General features: G+C 63.9%; 12 protein-coding genes. 7 read left to right on the forward strand and 5 right to left on the reverse strand.

All coding sequences use genetic code 11. The features are described from left to right. Positions 1 to 78: 78 nt before the first annotated feature. The gene (locus tag ACVMB1_RS35245) at positions 79 to 1686 is read left to right on the forward strand and encodes an alpha-amylase family glycosyl hydrolase (RefSeq protein WP_076824626.1); all 1608 of its coding nucleotides are present in this window, start codon (positions 79 to 81) and stop codon (positions 1684 to 1686) included. On the opposite strand, the gene ACVMB1_RS35250 is transcribed toward ACVMB1_RS35245, so the two are convergent. After that, entirely contained in the window at positions 1674 to 3374 is a 1701-nt protein-coding gene (locus tag ACVMB1_RS35250) for an alpha-amylase family protein (RefSeq protein ID WP_076824628.1), read from the reverse strand. The two genes, ACVMB1_RS35245 and ACVMB1_RS35250, sit on opposite strands and share 13 nt — an antisense overlap. 217 nt (positions 3375 to 3591) lie before the next feature. On the opposite strand from ACVMB1_RS35250, the gene ACVMB1_RS35255 reads away from it, so the two are divergent. Beyond that, positions 3592 to 4077: an MmcB family DNA repair protein gene (locus tag ACVMB1_RS35255; RefSeq protein WP_076824630.1), complete on the forward strand. Its 486-nt coding sequence runs from the start codon at positions 3592 to 3594 to the stop codon at positions 4075 to 4077. 326 nt (positions 4078 to 4403) lie between these two features. Here the strand turns inward: ACVMB1_RS35255 and ACVMB1_RS35260 are convergent, their stop codons facing one another. Together ACVMB1_RS35260 and ACVMB1_RS35265 are read right to left on the reverse strand one after the other, a co-directional pair. Further along, the gene (locus ACVMB1_RS35260) at positions 4404 to 4958 is read right to left on the reverse strand and encodes an ActR/PrrA/RegA family redox response regulator transcription factor (RefSeq protein ID WP_016845514.1); all 555 of its coding nucleotides are present in this window, start codon (positions 4956 to 4958) and stop codon (positions 4404 to 4406) included. Positions 4959 to 5092: 134 nt separating this feature from the next. Continuing rightward, positions 5093 to 6412, reverse strand: coding sequence for an ActS/PrrB/RegB family redox-sensitive histidine kinase (locus ACVMB1_RS35265; protein WP_076824632.1), 1320 nt, complete (start codon positions 6410 to 6412; stop codon positions 5093 to 5095). Between the two features lie 141 nt (positions 6413 to 6553). Here ACVMB1_RS35265 and ACVMB1_RS35270 point away from each other — a divergent pair, with 141 nt between their 5' ends. The 4 genes from ACVMB1_RS35270 (at position 6554) to ACVMB1_RS35285 (ending at position 10676) form a co-directional block, all read left to right on the forward strand. After that, positions 6554 to 7360 carry an ABC transporter ATP-binding protein gene (locus tag ACVMB1_RS35270; RefSeq protein WP_076824748.1) on the forward strand — a complete coding sequence of 269 codons (807 nt, stop codon included), beginning with the start codon at positions 6554 to 6556 and terminating at the stop codon, positions 7358 to 7360. Continuing rightward, positions 7357 to 8181, forward strand: coding sequence for an ABC transporter permease (locus tag ACVMB1_RS35275; RefSeq protein WP_057015392.1), 825 nt, complete (start codon positions 7357 to 7359; stop codon positions 8179 to 8181). The genes ACVMB1_RS35270 and ACVMB1_RS35275 overlap by 4 nt, the downstream gene beginning before the upstream one ends. A gap of 128 nt (positions 8182 to 8309) precedes the next feature. After that, positions 8310 to 9638, forward strand: coding sequence for a polyhydroxyalkanoate depolymerase (locus ACVMB1_RS35280; protein ID WP_028341465.1), 1329 nt, complete (start codon positions 8310 to 8312; stop codon positions 9636 to 9638). A 198-nt stretch (positions 9639 to 9836) separates the two neighbouring features. Next, positions 9837 to 10676, forward strand: a complete 840-nt coding sequence (locus tag ACVMB1_RS35285) for a M48 family metallopeptidase (RefSeq protein ID WP_076824634.1) — start codon at positions 9837 to 9839, stop codon at positions 10674 to 10676. A 259-nt stretch (positions 10677 to 10935) separates the two neighbouring features. On the opposite strand, the gene ACVMB1_RS35290 is transcribed toward ACVMB1_RS35285, so the two are convergent. After that, positions 10936 to 13191 carry a transglycosylase domain-containing protein gene (locus ACVMB1_RS35290; RefSeq protein ID WP_076824750.1) on the reverse strand — a complete coding sequence of 752 codons (2256 nt, stop codon included), beginning with the start codon at positions 13189 to 13191 and terminating at the stop codon, positions 10936 to 10938. Between the two features lie 247 nt (positions 13192 to 13438). Between ACVMB1_RS35290 and ACVMB1_RS35295 the strand changes: the two genes are divergently transcribed. Next, complete coding sequence (locus tag ACVMB1_RS35295; protein ID WP_016845520.1) at positions 13439 to 13864, forward strand: DUF1330 domain-containing protein; 426 nt, start codon at positions 13439 to 13441, stop codon at positions 13862 to 13864. A 210-nt stretch (positions 13865 to 14074) separates the two neighbouring features. Here the strand turns inward: ACVMB1_RS35295 and ACVMB1_RS35300 are convergent, their stop codons facing one another. Further along, positions 14075 to 15301 carry an ABC transporter substrate-binding protein gene (locus ACVMB1_RS35300; RefSeq protein ID WP_018269220.1) on the reverse strand — a complete coding sequence of 409 codons (1227 nt, stop codon included), beginning with the start codon at positions 15299 to 15301 and terminating at the stop codon, positions 14075 to 14077. Between the last annotated feature and the right edge of the window lie 89 nt (positions 15302 to 15390).

Genomic DNA, 15390 nt, shown 5'->3' on the forward strand with positions numbered 1-15390 from the left:
TTGTGCGTCATCCCTGAGCCGATCGGCCACTCCGGGCGCGGAGCGGCCTGGGCCGGGCTGCGAGCTTGGGGGGACGGGATGGATCAGGACAGCAGGGACTGGTGGCGGCGCGGCATTTTCTATCAGGTCTATCCGCGCTCGTTCGCGGATAGCGACGGTGACGGCGTCGGCGATCTCAAGGGGATCATCACGCGGCTGCCCTATCTGACGCGGCTTGGCGTCGACGCGGTCTGGCTGTCGCCGATCTTCCCGTCGCCGATGGCCGATTTCGGTTACGATATCTCCGATTACACCGGCATCGACCCGCTGTTCGGGACGATGGAGGATTTCGACGCGCTGGTCGCGGCCGCGCACGATTCCGGCCTCAAGCTGATCCTCGATCTGGTGCCGAACCACACATCCGACCAGCACCAATGGTTCATCGAGGCGAAGAGCTCGCGCGATAACCCTAAGCGCGACTGGTACATCTGGCGCGATCCGGCGCCGGACGGCGGCCCGCCCAACAACTGGCTGTCCGAGTTCGGCGGCAGCGCCTGGGCGTATGACGAGGCCTCAGGCCAATACTATTATCACGCCTTCCTCGCGCAGCAGCCCGATCTCAACTGGCGCAATCGCGAGGTCAGGGACGCGATCTACGACGTGATGCGCTTCTGGCTGCGCAAGGGTGTCGACGGTTTTCGCGTCGACGTGATCTGGCACCTGATCAAGGATGCCGACTTCCGCGATAACCCGACAAACCCGCATTATCGCGCGGGCCGACCGCCGCACGAGAAGCTGCTGACGCAATATTCGACCGATCAGCTCGAGGTGCACACCGTCATCACCGAGATGCGCGGCGTCACCGAGGAATTCGACAACCGCGTGCTGATCGGCGAGATCTATCTGCCGCTGCATCGGCTGGTCGCCTATTACGGCAACGATCTGCGCGGCGCGCAGATGCCGTTCAACTTTGCGCTGCTGTCGACCTTGTGGAGCGCGCGATCGGTCGAGATGATCATCGCCGACTACGAAAAGGCGCTGCCGCCGGGGGCATGGCCGAACTGGGTGCTCGGCAACCACGATCGGCCGCGGGTGGCGAGCCGGGTGGGGCCGGCGCAGGCGCCGGTCGCCGCGATGCTGCTGCTGACGCTGCGCGGCACGCCTACGCTCTATTACGGCGACGAGATCGGCATGCGTCAGGTTGCGATTGCGCCGGATCAGGTGCGCGACCCCTTCGAGAAGAACGTGCCGGATATCGGCGTCGGCCGTGACGGCTGCCGCACTCCGATGCAATGGAGCGCCGAGCGCCATGCCGGCTTCTCGACGGCTCCGCCGTGGCTGCCGCTGGCGCAGGATTTTGCCAGCGACAATGTCGCAAGTCTCGAAGCCGAGAGGACGTCGATCCTCAATCTCTACAAGGCGCTGATCGCGCTGCGGCGAAGGCTGCCGCAGCTCGTCCATGGCAGCTATGAGCCGGTGGCGGCGCACGGTGATGTGCTGCTCTACCGGCGGCGCAGCACTGAGGGCGTCGCCGTGATCGCGCTGAACTTCGGCGCGGCCGCCGCGTCGGTCTCCTCGAGCGCGATCGGCTTCAGCAATGAGGTCCTGCTGTCGACCTTGATGGACCGGCAGGGCGAGAAGGTCGAAGGCGTGCTCGATCTGCGCCCCAATGAGGGCGTGATCCTCGGACCACATCAGGACGATTGACGCCGGGTGCGGGGCTCCATGGTATCGATGTCGCTGCGCTTGAGCAGATAGTCGAGCCCACCGACCCGATACCAGCGATAGCCGTAGGCCTCGATCAGAAGCTTGTGGCGACCGGCCTCGTCGGCGCGGCTGTGGTCCTCGGTCAGGAGATTGACGAGGAGTTTGCCGGCGTCGTCGGGCAGACCGACGTTGAACGATATCTCGAGCGGCTTTTCCGCGAAGTTGTGCACGAACAGCACCGAGTTGTTACGCCAGTCGTAGCGGATGATCAGGATGGCGGGATTGCGGCTTGCGATAACCTTGAAATCTCCCCAGCCGACCTCGGGGACTTCCTTGCGCATGCGGACGATGCGCTCGGTCCAGTTCAGCATCGAATTGGGGTCGCGCCGTTGCTTGGCCGCGTTGACGTGCTCATAGCCATACGGTCCATTGTCGATGACGGGCACACATGGCCGATCGCTCTCGGTGAAGCCGGCGTGTGGCTCGGTCGACCATTGCATCGGTGTGCGCGCGCAACCGCGTTCGGGCAGGTCGAGATTGTCGCCCATGCCGAGCTCATCGCCGTAGCGGATCACGGGCGTGCCGGGAAGCGTGCACATCACGCTGTAAGCGAGCTCGATGCGTCGGCGGTCGCCGCCCAGCATGGGCGCAAGCCGTCGCCGGATGCCCCGGTCGTAGAGCTGCATGCTCTTGTCGGCACCGAATGCCTCGAACACCGTTTCGCGCTGCGGCTTCGACAGGCGGCCGAGGTCGAGTTCATCATGATTGCGCAGGAACAAGCCCCATTGTGCGGTCGCGGGCCGTGGCTTGGTCGCCGTCAGTGCCTTCGCCAACGGCTTCGTATCCGCCGACGCCAGCGCGTAGAACAGATGCTGATTGACATGGAAGTTGAACATCATGTGCATCCGGTCGCCGTCACGCCCGAAATATTCCATGTCCGTCTCGGGCAATACGTTGGCTTCAGCGAGGATGATCGCGTTGCCCTGGCGCCATTGCAGGAATTCCCGAAACGATCGCAGCATGTCGTACTGCTCGACCGGCTTGCGCCTGGAGGCGCCCTTGGTCGCGATCACGAAGGGCACGGCGTCCATGCGGAAGCCCGAGACGCCGAGCTGAATCCAGAACCCCATGATCTTGAGGATCTCGGCCTGCACATGCGGGTTCGATGTGTTGAGGTCCGGCTGGAAATCGTAGAAGCGGTGAAAGTACCAGGCGCCGGCTTGCTTGTCGCGCGTCCAGGTCGATTTCTGAACGCCGGGAAACACCATGCCGGTGTTGGCATTGGCGGGCTTCCTGTCCGACCAGACATACCAATCGCGGTACGGCGAGTCCTTCGAGCTGCGCGCCGATCGAAACCAGTCGTGCTGATCCGAGGTGTGATTGACGACGAGGTCGATGATGACGCGGATGCCGCGCTGCTGGCAGCCATGGGTAAATTCAACGAAATCGCCCAGCGTGCCGTAGCGCGGATCGACGTCGTAATAATCCGAGATGTCGTAGCCGTCGTCCCTGTTGGGCGAAGGCTGAAATGGCATCAGCCAGATCGCGGTGATGCCGAGCCCGTGCAAATAGTCCAGGCGCCGGAGCAGACCGCTGAAATCACCGATGCCATCGCCGTTGGCATCCATGTAGGTGCCAACCGACAGGCAGTAGATCACTCCGTTCTTGTACCAGAGGTCGTCGATCACCAGGCAATCCTCACCAGTCCACCTGTGGCGGCGGCCGGGAGGATAAGCGGTGAGGCGGCGACGGGTTCCTGTGGAGCGCCGTCCCGCAACGGAGCCGGACAACGCTCCGTGCCGGCCTGACGCTGCCGCGCTCTATCGGTGGGAGCATGATCTCCGCGGAAAGCCGGCTTCCACTTTTCCGGATCATGCGCTCGTGGAATCGGCTAATCTTCGCTCTATGGACTCATCCGCCCGCCAGATCGCGCTTGTGCCCGCGCCCGACCGACGCCAGTCGGAGACTGCGCTTGCGATCGCGCGCGGCACGGCGAGGCTTCTGAGATCGCTGGGATTTTCCTGCATCAGCGAATTGCCGCTGCCGTCCGGCCGAAGAGCCGATCTGGTCGCGCTGAACGAGCGCGGCGAGATCTGGATCGTTGAGATCAAGTCATCGGTCGAGGATCTGCGCGCCGACCAGAAATGGCAGGATTACCGGATGCATTGCGACCGGCTGTTCTTCGCCTTCACGCAGGATCTGCCGTGCGAGATCTTTCCCGTCGACACCGGTTTGATCATCGCCGACGCCTATGGCGCGCATCTGCATTGCGAGGCGCCGGAGCATCGGCTGCCGGCGGCCACCCGCAAGGCGATGACGGTGCGCTTTGCCATGGCCGCGGCGCAGCGCATCAACCGGCTGGTCGATCCGCAGGGGCACGCCGAGTTTTAGCGAATAACATGCTGTTGCCCCGTCATCCCGCGCAAAGGCCTCGCCTTTGTCGCCGGGGGCGCGAGCGGAGCGAGCCTCGAAGGATGGTTCGGCCGGGCTGGTGGCCGTCGACCCTTCGAGACGCGCGCAAGGGCGCGCTCCTGAGGGTGACGGACAGCTTGTTGGATTCCGTAGGATGGGTAGATCGAAGCGAAACCCATCAGCTTCGGGACACCGGGAGAGAGGATGGGTATCGCTTCGCTCCACCCATCCTACGAAGCTGCCCACCCTACAAAAGCAAATGGCCGGGAGGAGCCCGGCCATCGCGAAAGCAAATGAAGTATCGCTTACCGCGGGGCGCGCTTGGCGAGGATGCGCTGCAAGGTGCGGCGGTGCATGTTGAGGCGGCGCGCGGTCTCCGAGACGTTGCGGTTGCACATCTCGTAGATGCGCTGGATGTGCTCCCAGCGCACGCGGTCCGCCGACATCGGATTGGCCGGCAGCTCGGACTTCTCGGTGCCGGTCGCGAGCAGCGCGGCGACGACGTCATCGGCGTCGGCGGGCTTCGAGAGATAATCGACGGCGCCCATCTTCACCGCGGTGACGGCGGTGGCGATGTTGCCGTAGCCGGTCAGCACGATCGCGCGCGCCTCGGGGCGCTTGCGCTTCAACGCCGAAACGACGTCGAGGCCGTTGCCGTCGCCGAGGCGAAGATCGACGACTGCGAAAGCGGGCGCGGCGCGGCCGATCTCGGCGAGACCATCAGATACCGTGTCGCATGACTTCACCGCGAAACCCCGCGTCTCCATCGCGCGCGACAGGCGTTCCAGGAACGGCTTGTCGTCCTCGACGATGAGGAGCGAGCGGTCGGCATGGTCATTCAGTTCAGTGATGGCGTTCACGATCCATTTTTCCCTGTGGCAGACCCCTATTATATGGGGTCCTACTGCGGCGCTGCCAAGGCAGCCGAAAGTCGCGTGCTTGTCCGGAAAGAGCAATGCATCCGTAATGCCAGGGTCGCGATTAAGAATCGTTCTTAGGATTCGGTTTCGTCGCCAGGCGCGGCTTCCTCGAAGCGCTCGCGCGGCCAGACGATCTGCACCACGGCGCCGTGATCGGGAAAGGTGCGATTGGTAAACGACACCTTGGCGCCAGTGCGTTCCAGCAGCGTCCTTGCGATGAAAACGCCCAGACCGAGGCCCCCACGTGGGTTTTGGGCCTCATCCGCACCTCGGCGACGCGACAGATACGGCTCGCCGATCCGCTTCAGCATGTCGGGCGCGATGCCCGGACCGTCGTCGGAGACGACGACTTCAACGGTCTCGGCGTTCCACCACGCGTTCACCTCGACGGTCTGGTGCGCGAAATCGACCGCATTTTCGAGAATGTTTCCGACGCCATAGAGGATCGCCGGATTGCGCGCGGCGACCGGTTCAGGCGTTGCTGCGACAGCAAGCCGCACCTTGATGTTGATGCCGAAATCGCGATGCGGCGCCACCGCCTCCTCGATCAAGGTCGACAGCTTCATGGTGTCGAACGGCGCACCGCTCGATGACAATTGCGCGATCTTGCTCAGGATGTCGCGGCAGCGCTGCGCCTGCTCACGCAGGGTCTTGAGGTCGCCGGCGATCGCCGCGTCATGCACCGTCTTCTCGAGCTCGCGCGAGATCAGGAAGATCGTCGACAGCGGCGTTCCGAGCTCATGCGCGGCGGCGGCGGCGAGGCCGTCGAGCTGAGTCAGGTGCTGTTCGCGTGTCAGTACCAGTTCGGTCGCGGCCAGCGCATCGGAGAGCTGGCGCGCTTCCTCCGTCACCTGGAATGCGTAAAGACTGGTGACACCGATCGCGAGCAGGATCGAAAGCCAGACGCCGATCAAATAGATCGGCGGCAGCACCAAGGGATCGTCGGCGTCCCAAGGCAGCGGCAGATGGTAGAAGAACAGCGCCGAGGCGCAGGCGACCGCAAGGCAGCCGAGCGCTATCGTCAGCCGGATCGGCAGCACGGTGGCCGAGATCAGGACCGGTGCCAGGAACAGGAACGAGAACGGGTTCTGCAATCCGCCGGTGAAGTACAGGAGCCCGCCGAGCTCGACGATGTTGAAGGCGAGCAGGGCGGCGGCATAGGCCGGCTCCAGCCGCTGCATCGGGTTGAAGGCGATCTGCAGCGCCAGATTGAGCAGCGCCGAGAACGTCACGATGGTGACGCATGGGACGATCGGAACGTCGAATTCCAGTCCCTGCGCCACGATGAAGATGGCGACGAGCTGGCCGAGCGCGGCGAGCCAGCGCAGCCGCAGGATCGTATCCAGGCGGACGTAGCGGCGGGGTTGGCGGAAATCGGAAGCGACGTCGGTCATCCCGGGACCTTAGCTGTGCCGTGGGCGGCGCACAAATTCGCGACTTAGCGCAACGATGCGGGGCGAGCCTTTAATTACCGCCAAGCCTTTAATTACCGCCGAGCCTTGCGCTTATTGTCGCAATGGCTCAATGACGGCCATATGCAACAGGTCGGGACAGGTCAGAGGCAAGCTCCGGCGGCTGAACAAGGCGAGTCGGCCGCGATCGACGTTGCGCATCTGGTCAAGGTCTACAAGACCACCCGCGCGGTCGACGACATCTCGTTCCGCATCGCGCGCGGCAGCATCACCGGCCTGCTCGGCGGCAACGGCGCCGGCAAGACCACGACGATCGCGATGATCATGGGCCTGGTGCTGCCGACCTCGGGCAGCGTCGAGGTGCTCGGTGCACGAATCCCCGAGCAGCGCTACGACGTGCTCGGCCGGATGAACTTCGAAAGCCCCTACGTCGACATGCCGATGCGGCTCACGGTGCGGCAGAACCTGACCATTTTCGGGCGCCTCTATGCCGTGCAGCGTTTGCGTGAGCGGATCGACCAGCTCGCCGACGATCTCGATCTCAAGGAATTCCTCGACCGCTCCAACGGCAAGCTCTCCGCCGGGCAGAAGACCCGCGTGGCGCTGGCGAAGGCGCTGATCAACGAGCCGGACCTCTTGCTGCTCGACGAGCCGACCGCCTCGCTCGACCCGGATACCGCCGACTGGGTGCGGCAGCATCTCGAGACCTATCGCAAGACCCATAACGCGACCATCCTGCTGGCGTCACACAACATGCTGGAGGTCGAGCGCCTCTGCGACCGCGTCATCATCATGAAGCGCGGCAAGATCGAGGACGACGACAGCCCCGACCGGATCATGGCGCGCTACAACCGCGACACGCTGGAAGAGGTGTTTCTCGACGTGGCGCGCGGCCGGGTGCGGGAGGGCGCGCCAGAGGACACACCATGAGCGAACTCGTCAGCCAGCACCAGCACACCATTTCACTGCAACGCATCAACGCGATGGTGCTGCGCTATTGGTATCTCCTGATGTCGTCATGGCCGCGGCTCCTGGAGTTGGTCTACTGGCCGGCACTGCAGATCATCACCTGGGGCTTCCTGCAGAATTACATCTCGCAGGCATCCGGCTTCTTCGCCAAGGCGGGCGGCACGCTGATCGGTGCCGTGATCCTGTGGGACATCCTGTTCCGGGGGCAGCTCGGCTTCTCGATCTCGTTCCTGGAGGAGATGTGGGCACGCAACCTCGGCAACCTGATGATGAGCCCGCTGAAGCCGATCGAATTCCTGCTCTCGCTGATGATCATGAGCCTGATCCGGCTCGCCATCGGCGTGATCCCGATGACGCTGCTGGCGCTGTTCTTTTTCGGCTTCAACTTCTACGCCATCGGGCTGCCGCTGATCGCGTTCTTCTGCAATCTGATCTTCACGAGTTGGTCGGTCGGCGTGTTCGCCTCGGGCCTCGTGCTGCGCAACGGGTTAGGGGCGGAAAGCATCGTCTGGACGCTGATGTTCGCGGTGATGCCGCTCGCCTGCATCTACTATCCGGTCGAGGTGCTGCCGGCCTGGCTGCAAGCTGTCGCCTGGACGCTGCCGCCGACCTATGTGTTCGAAGGCATGCGCTCGCTTCTGATCGATCACGTCTTCCGCGCCGACCTGATGGCGTGGGCGCTGGTCATCAACGCGTTCCTGTTCGCTGCCTCTTTTGCGATCTTCCTTGCCCTTTTGCAGAGCGCCAAGCGCAACGGGTCGCTGCTCGGCGGTGGTGAATAAATGTCACTTTCTCGTGGATTCTCGGCCTTTTAGCCCGATATCGCCCCCAGATTCGGCTCGCGGCGCATTGACGCATTGTTACGCATTGGTCAGTATGCTGCGGCGCAAAACAGGGGTCTGAAAATACTATGCCCATCGGTGAATTTGGCGGTGCCCCGCCACTAGCGGCGGAAGGCAGCCCGGCACTCACGACGCCGTTGTACTGGATGTACGAGATGGCGCATGCGTCGCTCAATCCGGTGCGCGCGGTAACCGACGCCACCAAGATCCTGTTTCAGAACCCGCTCAATCCGTGGACCCACACCGAGTTCGGCAAGTCGATCGCCGCCGGTTGTGAGCTGTTCGAGCGCACCACGCGCCGCTACGGCAAGCCGGAATGGAACCTGCCGACGACCGAGGTCAACGGCATCCGCACTCCGGTCGAGGTCCGTTCGATCTGGGAAAAGCCGTTCTGCCGCCTGCTGCATTTCGATCGCAAGCTGACGCGCCCGCTGCGCTCGCCGCAGCCGCGCGTGCTGATCGTGGCGCCGATGTCGGGTCACTATGCGACGCTGCTCCGCGGCACAGTCGAGGCGTTCCTGCCGACCCATGAGGTCTACATCACCGACTGGGCCGACGCGCGCATGGTGCCGCTCGCGGCTGGCCGGTTCGATCTCGAGGACTATGTCGACTACCTGATCGAGATGCTGCACGCGCTCGGCGGCAATATGCATGTCATCGCGGTGTGCCAGCCTTCCGTGCCTGTCGTGGCAGCGGTTTCGGTGATGGAAGCCAACAACGATCCGTTCGTGCCGCTGTCGATGACGCTGATGGGCGGGCCGATCGACACCAGGCGCAATCCGACCGCGGTCAACAACCTCGCCGAAGAGCGCGGCATCGAGTGGTTCCGCAACAATGTCATCACCAAGGTGCCGTTCCCGCATCCGGGCGTGATGCGTGACGTCTATCCGGGCTTCCTGCAGCTCAATGGCTTCATCAGCATGAACCTCGACCGGCACATGGACGCGCACAAGGCGCTGTTCGCCAATCTGGTCAAGGGTGACGGCGATCTCGTCGACAAGCACCGCGAATTCTATGACGAGTATCTCGCGGTGATGGATCTCACCGCCGAATATTACCTGCAGACCGTCGACCTCGTCTTCGTCAAGCACGCGCTGCCGAAGGGCGAGATGACCCATCGCGGCAAGCCGGTTGATCCGTCGAAGATCCGCCGCGTCGCGCTGATGACGGTCGAAGGCGAGAAGGACGACATCTCAGGTCTTGGCCAAACCGAGGCGACGCACGCGCTCTGCACCGCGATCCCGAACCATCGCCGCGTGCATTACGTGCAGAAGGGCGTCGGGCACTATGGCGTGTTCAACGGCTCGCGTTTCCGGTCCGAAATCGTGCCGCGGATCTCCGATTTCATGGTTTCGGCGGCCAATACGCGGCTTTCGCTGGTCGCCGCCGCCGAATAGGTATCGCCCCGGCCGCGATTTTCGCGGTCACGCAAGTCGCTGATTTAACTAAAAGAATCCAAAATCGGGCAAGGCCCAAAGGGTGAATGTAATTTCATTCTTTGGGCCTTTTTCGTAACCTTGATTCATCGGAAAAATTCCGGTTCCAGCCCCTGCCGGTAGAGGTCAATTAACGGCCAACCCCTGTATATTGGGCAAATGATTTGTTTTTGCGCCGAGCGCTTTCCCTGGCGGCGGATATGGCAAAGTTCGGGCGAACTCCTGCTCCCCGGACTCTCAGAAATGGCTACTCGCGCGCTCCTCTATCGGCGGCCTGCCGAACCCGCGACCGTATTGGTCAGACACGGCTCCCAGTTCTTCACCGTCAGGTTGCGCCGGCATAGGCGCGCGCGCCGTTACACACTCAGGATACATCCAACCGATCGTGAAGCGATCCTGACGATGCCGCCGCGCGGCACGATTCCGGAAGCCAAGGAGTTCGCCAATCTCCATGGCGGCTGGATCGCCGCCCGTCTTGGCCGCTTGCCGAAGGCCGCGCCGTTCCAGCCCGGCACCGTGGTGCCGTTGCGCGGCGTGCCGCATCGCCTGGTGCATCGCTCGGGCGAGCGCGGCACGGTGTGGACCGAGACGCGCGACAGCGGCGAGAGGATCATTTGCGTCGCCGGCGGCGTCGAGTACATGGATCGCCGCGTGCACGACTTCCTCAAGCGCGAGGCGCGCAAGGACCTGCAGAAGGCGGCGCAGCTTCACGCCGCGGAACTCGGCGTGCGGGTACGCCGGATCTCGATCCGCGATCAGTCCAGCCGCTGGGGCTCGTGTACTTCGGCGGGTTCGCTGTCGTTCTCATGGCGGCTGATCCTGGCGCCGCCCTTCGTGCTCGATTACCTCGCCGCGCATGAGGTCGCCCATCTCGTCGAGATGAACCACTCGGCGCGGTTCTGGCGGGTGGTCGACAAAGTCTGCGCGTCGGTAACGCGCGCCAAGAACTGGCTCGACACCTACGGCAACGACCTGCACCGCTACGGGATCCAGGAGTAGGGCGCGCTGTTCGCCCCGAACGTTGCTGTCATCGCCCGCGAAAGCGGGCGATGCAGTATTCCAGAGGCGTTTGTCTTCAATCCAGGGGCTGAGGCGTACTGAATCCCCCGCCTTCGCGGGGGATGACGGCTTGAGTGCGTAGCCCAGATGGAGCGTAAGCGTAATCCGGGGCAGCTTTCATCGATGGCGTGACTGGTCCCGGATTACGCTTCGCTTCATCAGGGCTACGGAGCAACGCGATCCGTCCGCCTACCGACTTCTACCGAAACAACCGATCCGCCAGCCAGCCGTCCAGTCCAGCCGCAGCCTCGGGCCGCGCGTTCGGGTTGGGTGGCGCCGAGGCGCGGGCCGGCGTCGGCGGTGGCGGGCGATAGTAACCGCCGGATGGTACCGGCGCGGGCGGTTGCGATGCCTGCATCGGTGGCTGAATCTGCATCGGTCCCGCCGGCGCTGACGGCGCGGTGACCTGTGACGAGATCTGCATCAGGTTCGCCGGCCCCCAGCTGCCTTGCGAGTTCGGGATCGCCGCGACCGGCACGCCCTGATGCGCCGCCTTCATGAAGCGGGTCCACACTTCGACCGGCAAGCCGCCGCCGGTCGCCTTCTTGGTCGGTGAATTGTCGTCATTGCCGAGCCAGACGCCGGTGACGAGCTTGGCGGTGTAGCCGATGAACCAGGCGTCGCGATAATCCTGGCTGGTGCCGGTCTTGCCGGCGGCTGTCCAGCCCGGGATCTCCGCCTTGCGCGCGGTGCCCGAGATCAGCGTCTCGCGCATCATGCTGTTCATCATCGAATCATAGCGCGGCTCGATCACCTGGTTGGGCGGATCGGTCGGACGGTCATAGAGCAGCTTGCCCGAACTGGTCTTGATCTTGGTCACCACATGCGGCGAGATGGCGTAGCCGCCATTGGCGAACGGCGCATAGGCGCCGACCAGCTCGATCACGGAGACTTCCGAGGTGCCGAGCGCGATCGAGACGTTGGACTCCAGCTTGGAGGAGATGCCGAGCCGGTGCGCGGTGCGCACCACATTCTTGGCGCCGACCTCGACGCCGAGCCGCACCGCGACCGTGTTCAGCGACATCGCCAGGGCCTGGGTCAATGTCACCGAGCCGAAATATTCGTGGGTGTAGTTCTCCGGCTTCCAGCCCTTGATGTCGAGCGGCGCGTCGGTGCGGATGGTATCCGGCGTCAGCCCTGCTTCGACCGCGGTGAGATAGACGAACGGCTTGAACGCCGAGCCCGGCTGGCGCTTCGCGGTGACCGCGCGATTGTACTGGCTCTCCGAGTAGTTCCGGCCGCCGACCATGGCGCGCACCGCGCCGTCCGGTGTCATCGCCACCAGCGCGCCCTGGCTGACATTGAACTTCACGCTTTTGGCGGCGAGCTCATCGATGATGGCGGCTTCGGCGACATTCTGCAGCTTCGGATCGATCGTGGTCTGCACCACGATGTCCTGGTCGATCTGGCCGACCAAATCGTCGAGCACTTCGCCGATCCAGTCGGCGACATAGTTCACGGTGCCGGCGCCGGCCGGCTTCACCGCAATCGAGGGCTGACCGATCGAGGCCTTGGCCTGCGCCTCGGTGATGAACTTGGCATCGGCCATCGCCGCCAGCACGACCTGCGCGCGCTGCTCGGCGCCTTCAGGGTTGCGATTTGGTGCCAGCCGCGACGGCGACTTGACGAGGCCGGCCAGCATCGCGGCTTCCGGCAGCGTCACGTTCTTCGCCGACTTGCCGAAATAGCGCTGCGCGGCGGCCTCGACGCCATAGGCGCCGGAACCGAAATAGACCCGGTTGAGATAGAGCTCGAGGATCTCGTTCTTGGAATGCTTGCGCTCCAGCCAGAGCGCGAGCTCGGCCTCCTGCAGCTTGCGCTGCATGGTGCGCTCCTGGGTCAGGAACAGGTTCTTGGCGAGCTGCTGGGTCAGCGTCGAGCCGCCCTGCGAGACGCCGCGGTGCAGGAGGTTGGTCACCGCCGCGCGCAGGATGCCAACCGGGTCGACGCCGTAATGCGAATAGAAGCGGCGGTCCTCGATCGCGATGAAGGCCTTCGGCAGATAGGGCGGCAGATCCTTCAACGCGATATTGGCGCCGGCCATTTCGCCGCGCTGCGCCAGCACGCTGCCGTCGATGCCGACGATCTGGATCGTCGGCGGGCGCTTGGGAATCTCCAGCGACTGGATCGGCGGCAGATGCGCGCCGACCCACACCACGACACCGATCACCGCAATGCCGGCCCACAGGCCGAGCACCGCGGTCCAATAGAACAGGCGGCCGATGCCAAAGCCCCGCGACTTGCTGCGCCGCTTGCTGCCGCTGCGCGACGGGCGCGGTTTCTCGCTACCGGAATCGCTGCTCTTGTCGGTGCTCTTGGGTTTGGATTTGGCGGGCTTGTCGTCGCCGCCTCCGGGAATGCGATCGGACGGCGACAGCCGAAGGTCGGCAAGCGCGGCCGGAAGCCCGAACAGCGGCTCCTTGCGCGCACCGCCTTTTTTCCGTCCCCACGCCATCCGCAACGCTCACACCCTGACAGGGACGCACGCTAGCGTTCCCGGTTTAAGGGGCGGTTACGCAAAGCTTAACGGGGCATTAGGAGGTGAGGCAGCGCGTGCTACATAAGGAGCATGATCAGGAAAAGTGGGCACCGGTTTTCCCTCGCGACAAACGCGGAGCGTTTGCGCGGAGATCATGCTCAAACAGGATGGAAGAGCGCGATAGAGCGATCGCGCTAGGGAACAAGAAACGAAGGAGCACCGCATGGGCCATATCGATCCGACCAAGGACGTTTTCGCGCAGTTCCGGGACAACAACCGGCCGGGCCCGATCCACATGCTCAACCTGGTGCGCCTGCGCGAATGGGCCGCCTATCCCGACGGCCGCAAGGCCACCGGCGCGGAGGCTTATGCGGCGTATGGCCGCGAGAGCGGGCCGGTGTTCGAACGGCTCGGCGGCCGCATCGTCTGGCAAGGCCGCTTCGAGCTGATGCTGATCGGACCGCAGGAGGAGCGCTGGGATCACTGCTTCATCGCGGAATATCCAAGCGTCGCCGCCTTCGTCGAGATGATCCGCGATCCGGTCTATCGCGAGGCGGTGAAGCACCGCCAGGCCGCGGTGGACGATTCCCGCCTGATCCGCCATGCCGTGCTGCCGGTGGGGAAGAATTTCGGCGAGATTCCGAAGTAGGCGCGTAAAAATCGATGGGTCGCGGCGATCTCCATCCCCGTCATGCTGAGGTGCGAGCGGAACGAGCCTCGAAGCATGCACGGCCCCGCTGGTGGCCGTCGACCCTTCGAGACGCGCCTCGCGCTCCCCAGGGTGACGGTGATAGGACATCCCCGCAAACAAATCGGCGGCTTGGAGGCCGCCGATTGCATTTCAAACCTGCGCGACCGACTAGCCGGCCGGGCCGGCGTCCTCGAGGATCGGGCCGAACAGCTCCCAGCGCTCGCCGTTGAAGCGCATCATCTGCAGCTGCTTGTTGACGCGATAGTCGTTCGGCGCGGTGTTGCCCTTGATGCCGGGCAGCGCCATGTCGAGCTCGACATTCTTCAGGTTGGTCGCCTGCTTCAGCACGTTGTCGCGGGTCAGGTCGTCGCCGCACTGCTTCAGCACATGCACCATCAACTGGGCGGTCGAGTAGCCATAGGTGTTGAAGTTCGAGTTCTTGTCGCCGTCGGGATAGTACTTGGCCATGAAGTCGAAATAGCGCTTCATGCCCGGATCGTCCTTCCACTGCGGATCGGCCGGATCCTTGCCGTAATTGGTGCTGATCAGACCCTTGGAGGCTTCCAGGCCGGCCGGCTGCAGCACGGCGCCGACCGATGTCGCGTTGATGTCGACGATGTGGATCGGGTGCCAGCCGAGCTCGGCGATCTTCTTGATCGCCTGCGCCGCCTGCTTCGGCGTCGAGGCCGAGAAGAACAGGTCGGCGCCGGCGTCCTTGATCTTGATCACCTGGGAATCGATGGTCGGGTCGGAGACCTCGTAGGAGGCTTCGGCCACGATCATCTTGGCGGCCTTGTCGCCGAGGCCGGCCTTGATGCCGTTCAGATAATCCTTGCCGAGGTCGTCGTTCTGATAGAGCACGCCGATCTTGGCGTTGGGATGCTCCTTCAGGATGTACTGGCCGTAGATGCGCCCTTCGACGAAGTAGTTCGGGTTGAAGCCGAGCGTCCAGGGGAAGTTCTTCGGGTCGGTGAACTTCGAAGCGCCGGTGGCGGCAAACAGCTGCGGCACCTTCTTGGCGTTGAGATACTTCTGCACGGCGGCGTTCGACGGCGTGCCGACGATCTGGAAGGTCAAGAGCACCTCGTCGCTCTCGACGAGCTTGCGCACCTGCTCGACGGCCTTGGGCGGCGAATACGCGTCGTCATACTGGATCAGGTTGATCTTGCGGCCGTTGATGCCGCCCTGATCGTTGATCATCTTGAAGTAGGCCGCCTGGGTCTTGCCGATCGAGGCATAGGCGGAGGCCGGTCCGGAGAAGGGGACGGTCTGGCCGATCTTGATCTCGGTGTCGCTCGCGCCCGGATCGTACTTCTTCTGCGCAAAGGCCGACGTTGCTGACAGCGCGATCGCGAGCGCCGTTCCCGTGACCAAGTGGAAAATCCCGTTCCTCATAGTGCTGTTTCCCTCACGTGACTGATGGTTGGCCGATGATCTTGTCCGCGGGTTCAAGGTCCCGCGGTCGCCATCGCTGGGCCGGGATA

The organism is Bradyrhizobium sp. USDA 4504 (assembly GCF_054063995.1).

Bases quoted from the DNA above. Each gene is read 5' to 3' on its own strand.
- ACVMB1_RS35275 (WP_057015392.1), top strand. From the start codon at position 7,357: ATGAGCGAACTCGTCAGCCAGCACCAGCACACCATTTCACTGCAACGC.
- ACVMB1_RS35265 (WP_076824632.1), bottom strand. From the start codon at position 6,412: ATGACCGACGTCGCTTCCGATTTCCGCCAACCCCGCCGCTACGTCCGC.
- ACVMB1_RS35285 (WP_076824634.1), top strand. From the start codon at position 9,837: ATGATTTGTTTTTGCGCCGAGCGCTTTCCCTGGCGGCGGATATGGCAA.
- ACVMB1_RS35270 (WP_076824748.1), top strand. From the start codon at position 6,554: ATGCAACAGGTCGGGACAGGTCAGAGGCAAGCTCCGGCGGCTGAACAA.
- ACVMB1_RS35255 (WP_076824630.1), top strand. From the start codon at position 3,592: ATGGACTCATCCGCCCGCCAGATCGCGCTTGTGCCCGCGCCCGACCGA.
- ACVMB1_RS35295 (WP_016845520.1), top strand. From the start codon at position 13,439: ATGGGCCATATCGATCCGACCAAGGACGTTTTCGCGCAGTTCCGGGAC.
- ACVMB1_RS35300 (WP_018269220.1), bottom strand. From the start codon at position 15,301: ATGAGGAACGGGATTTTCCACTTGGTCACGGGAACGGCGCTCGCGATC.
- ACVMB1_RS35290 (WP_076824750.1), bottom strand. From the start codon at position 13,191: ATGGCGTGGGGACGGAAAAAAGGCGGTGCGCGCAAGGAGCCGCTGTTC.
- ACVMB1_RS35245 (WP_076824626.1), top strand. From the start codon at position 79: ATGGATCAGGACAGCAGGGACTGGTGGCGGCGCGGCATTTTCTATCAG.
- ACVMB1_RS35280 (WP_028341465.1), top strand. From the start codon at position 8,310: ATGCCCATCGGTGAATTTGGCGGTGCCCCGCCACTAGCGGCGGAAGGC.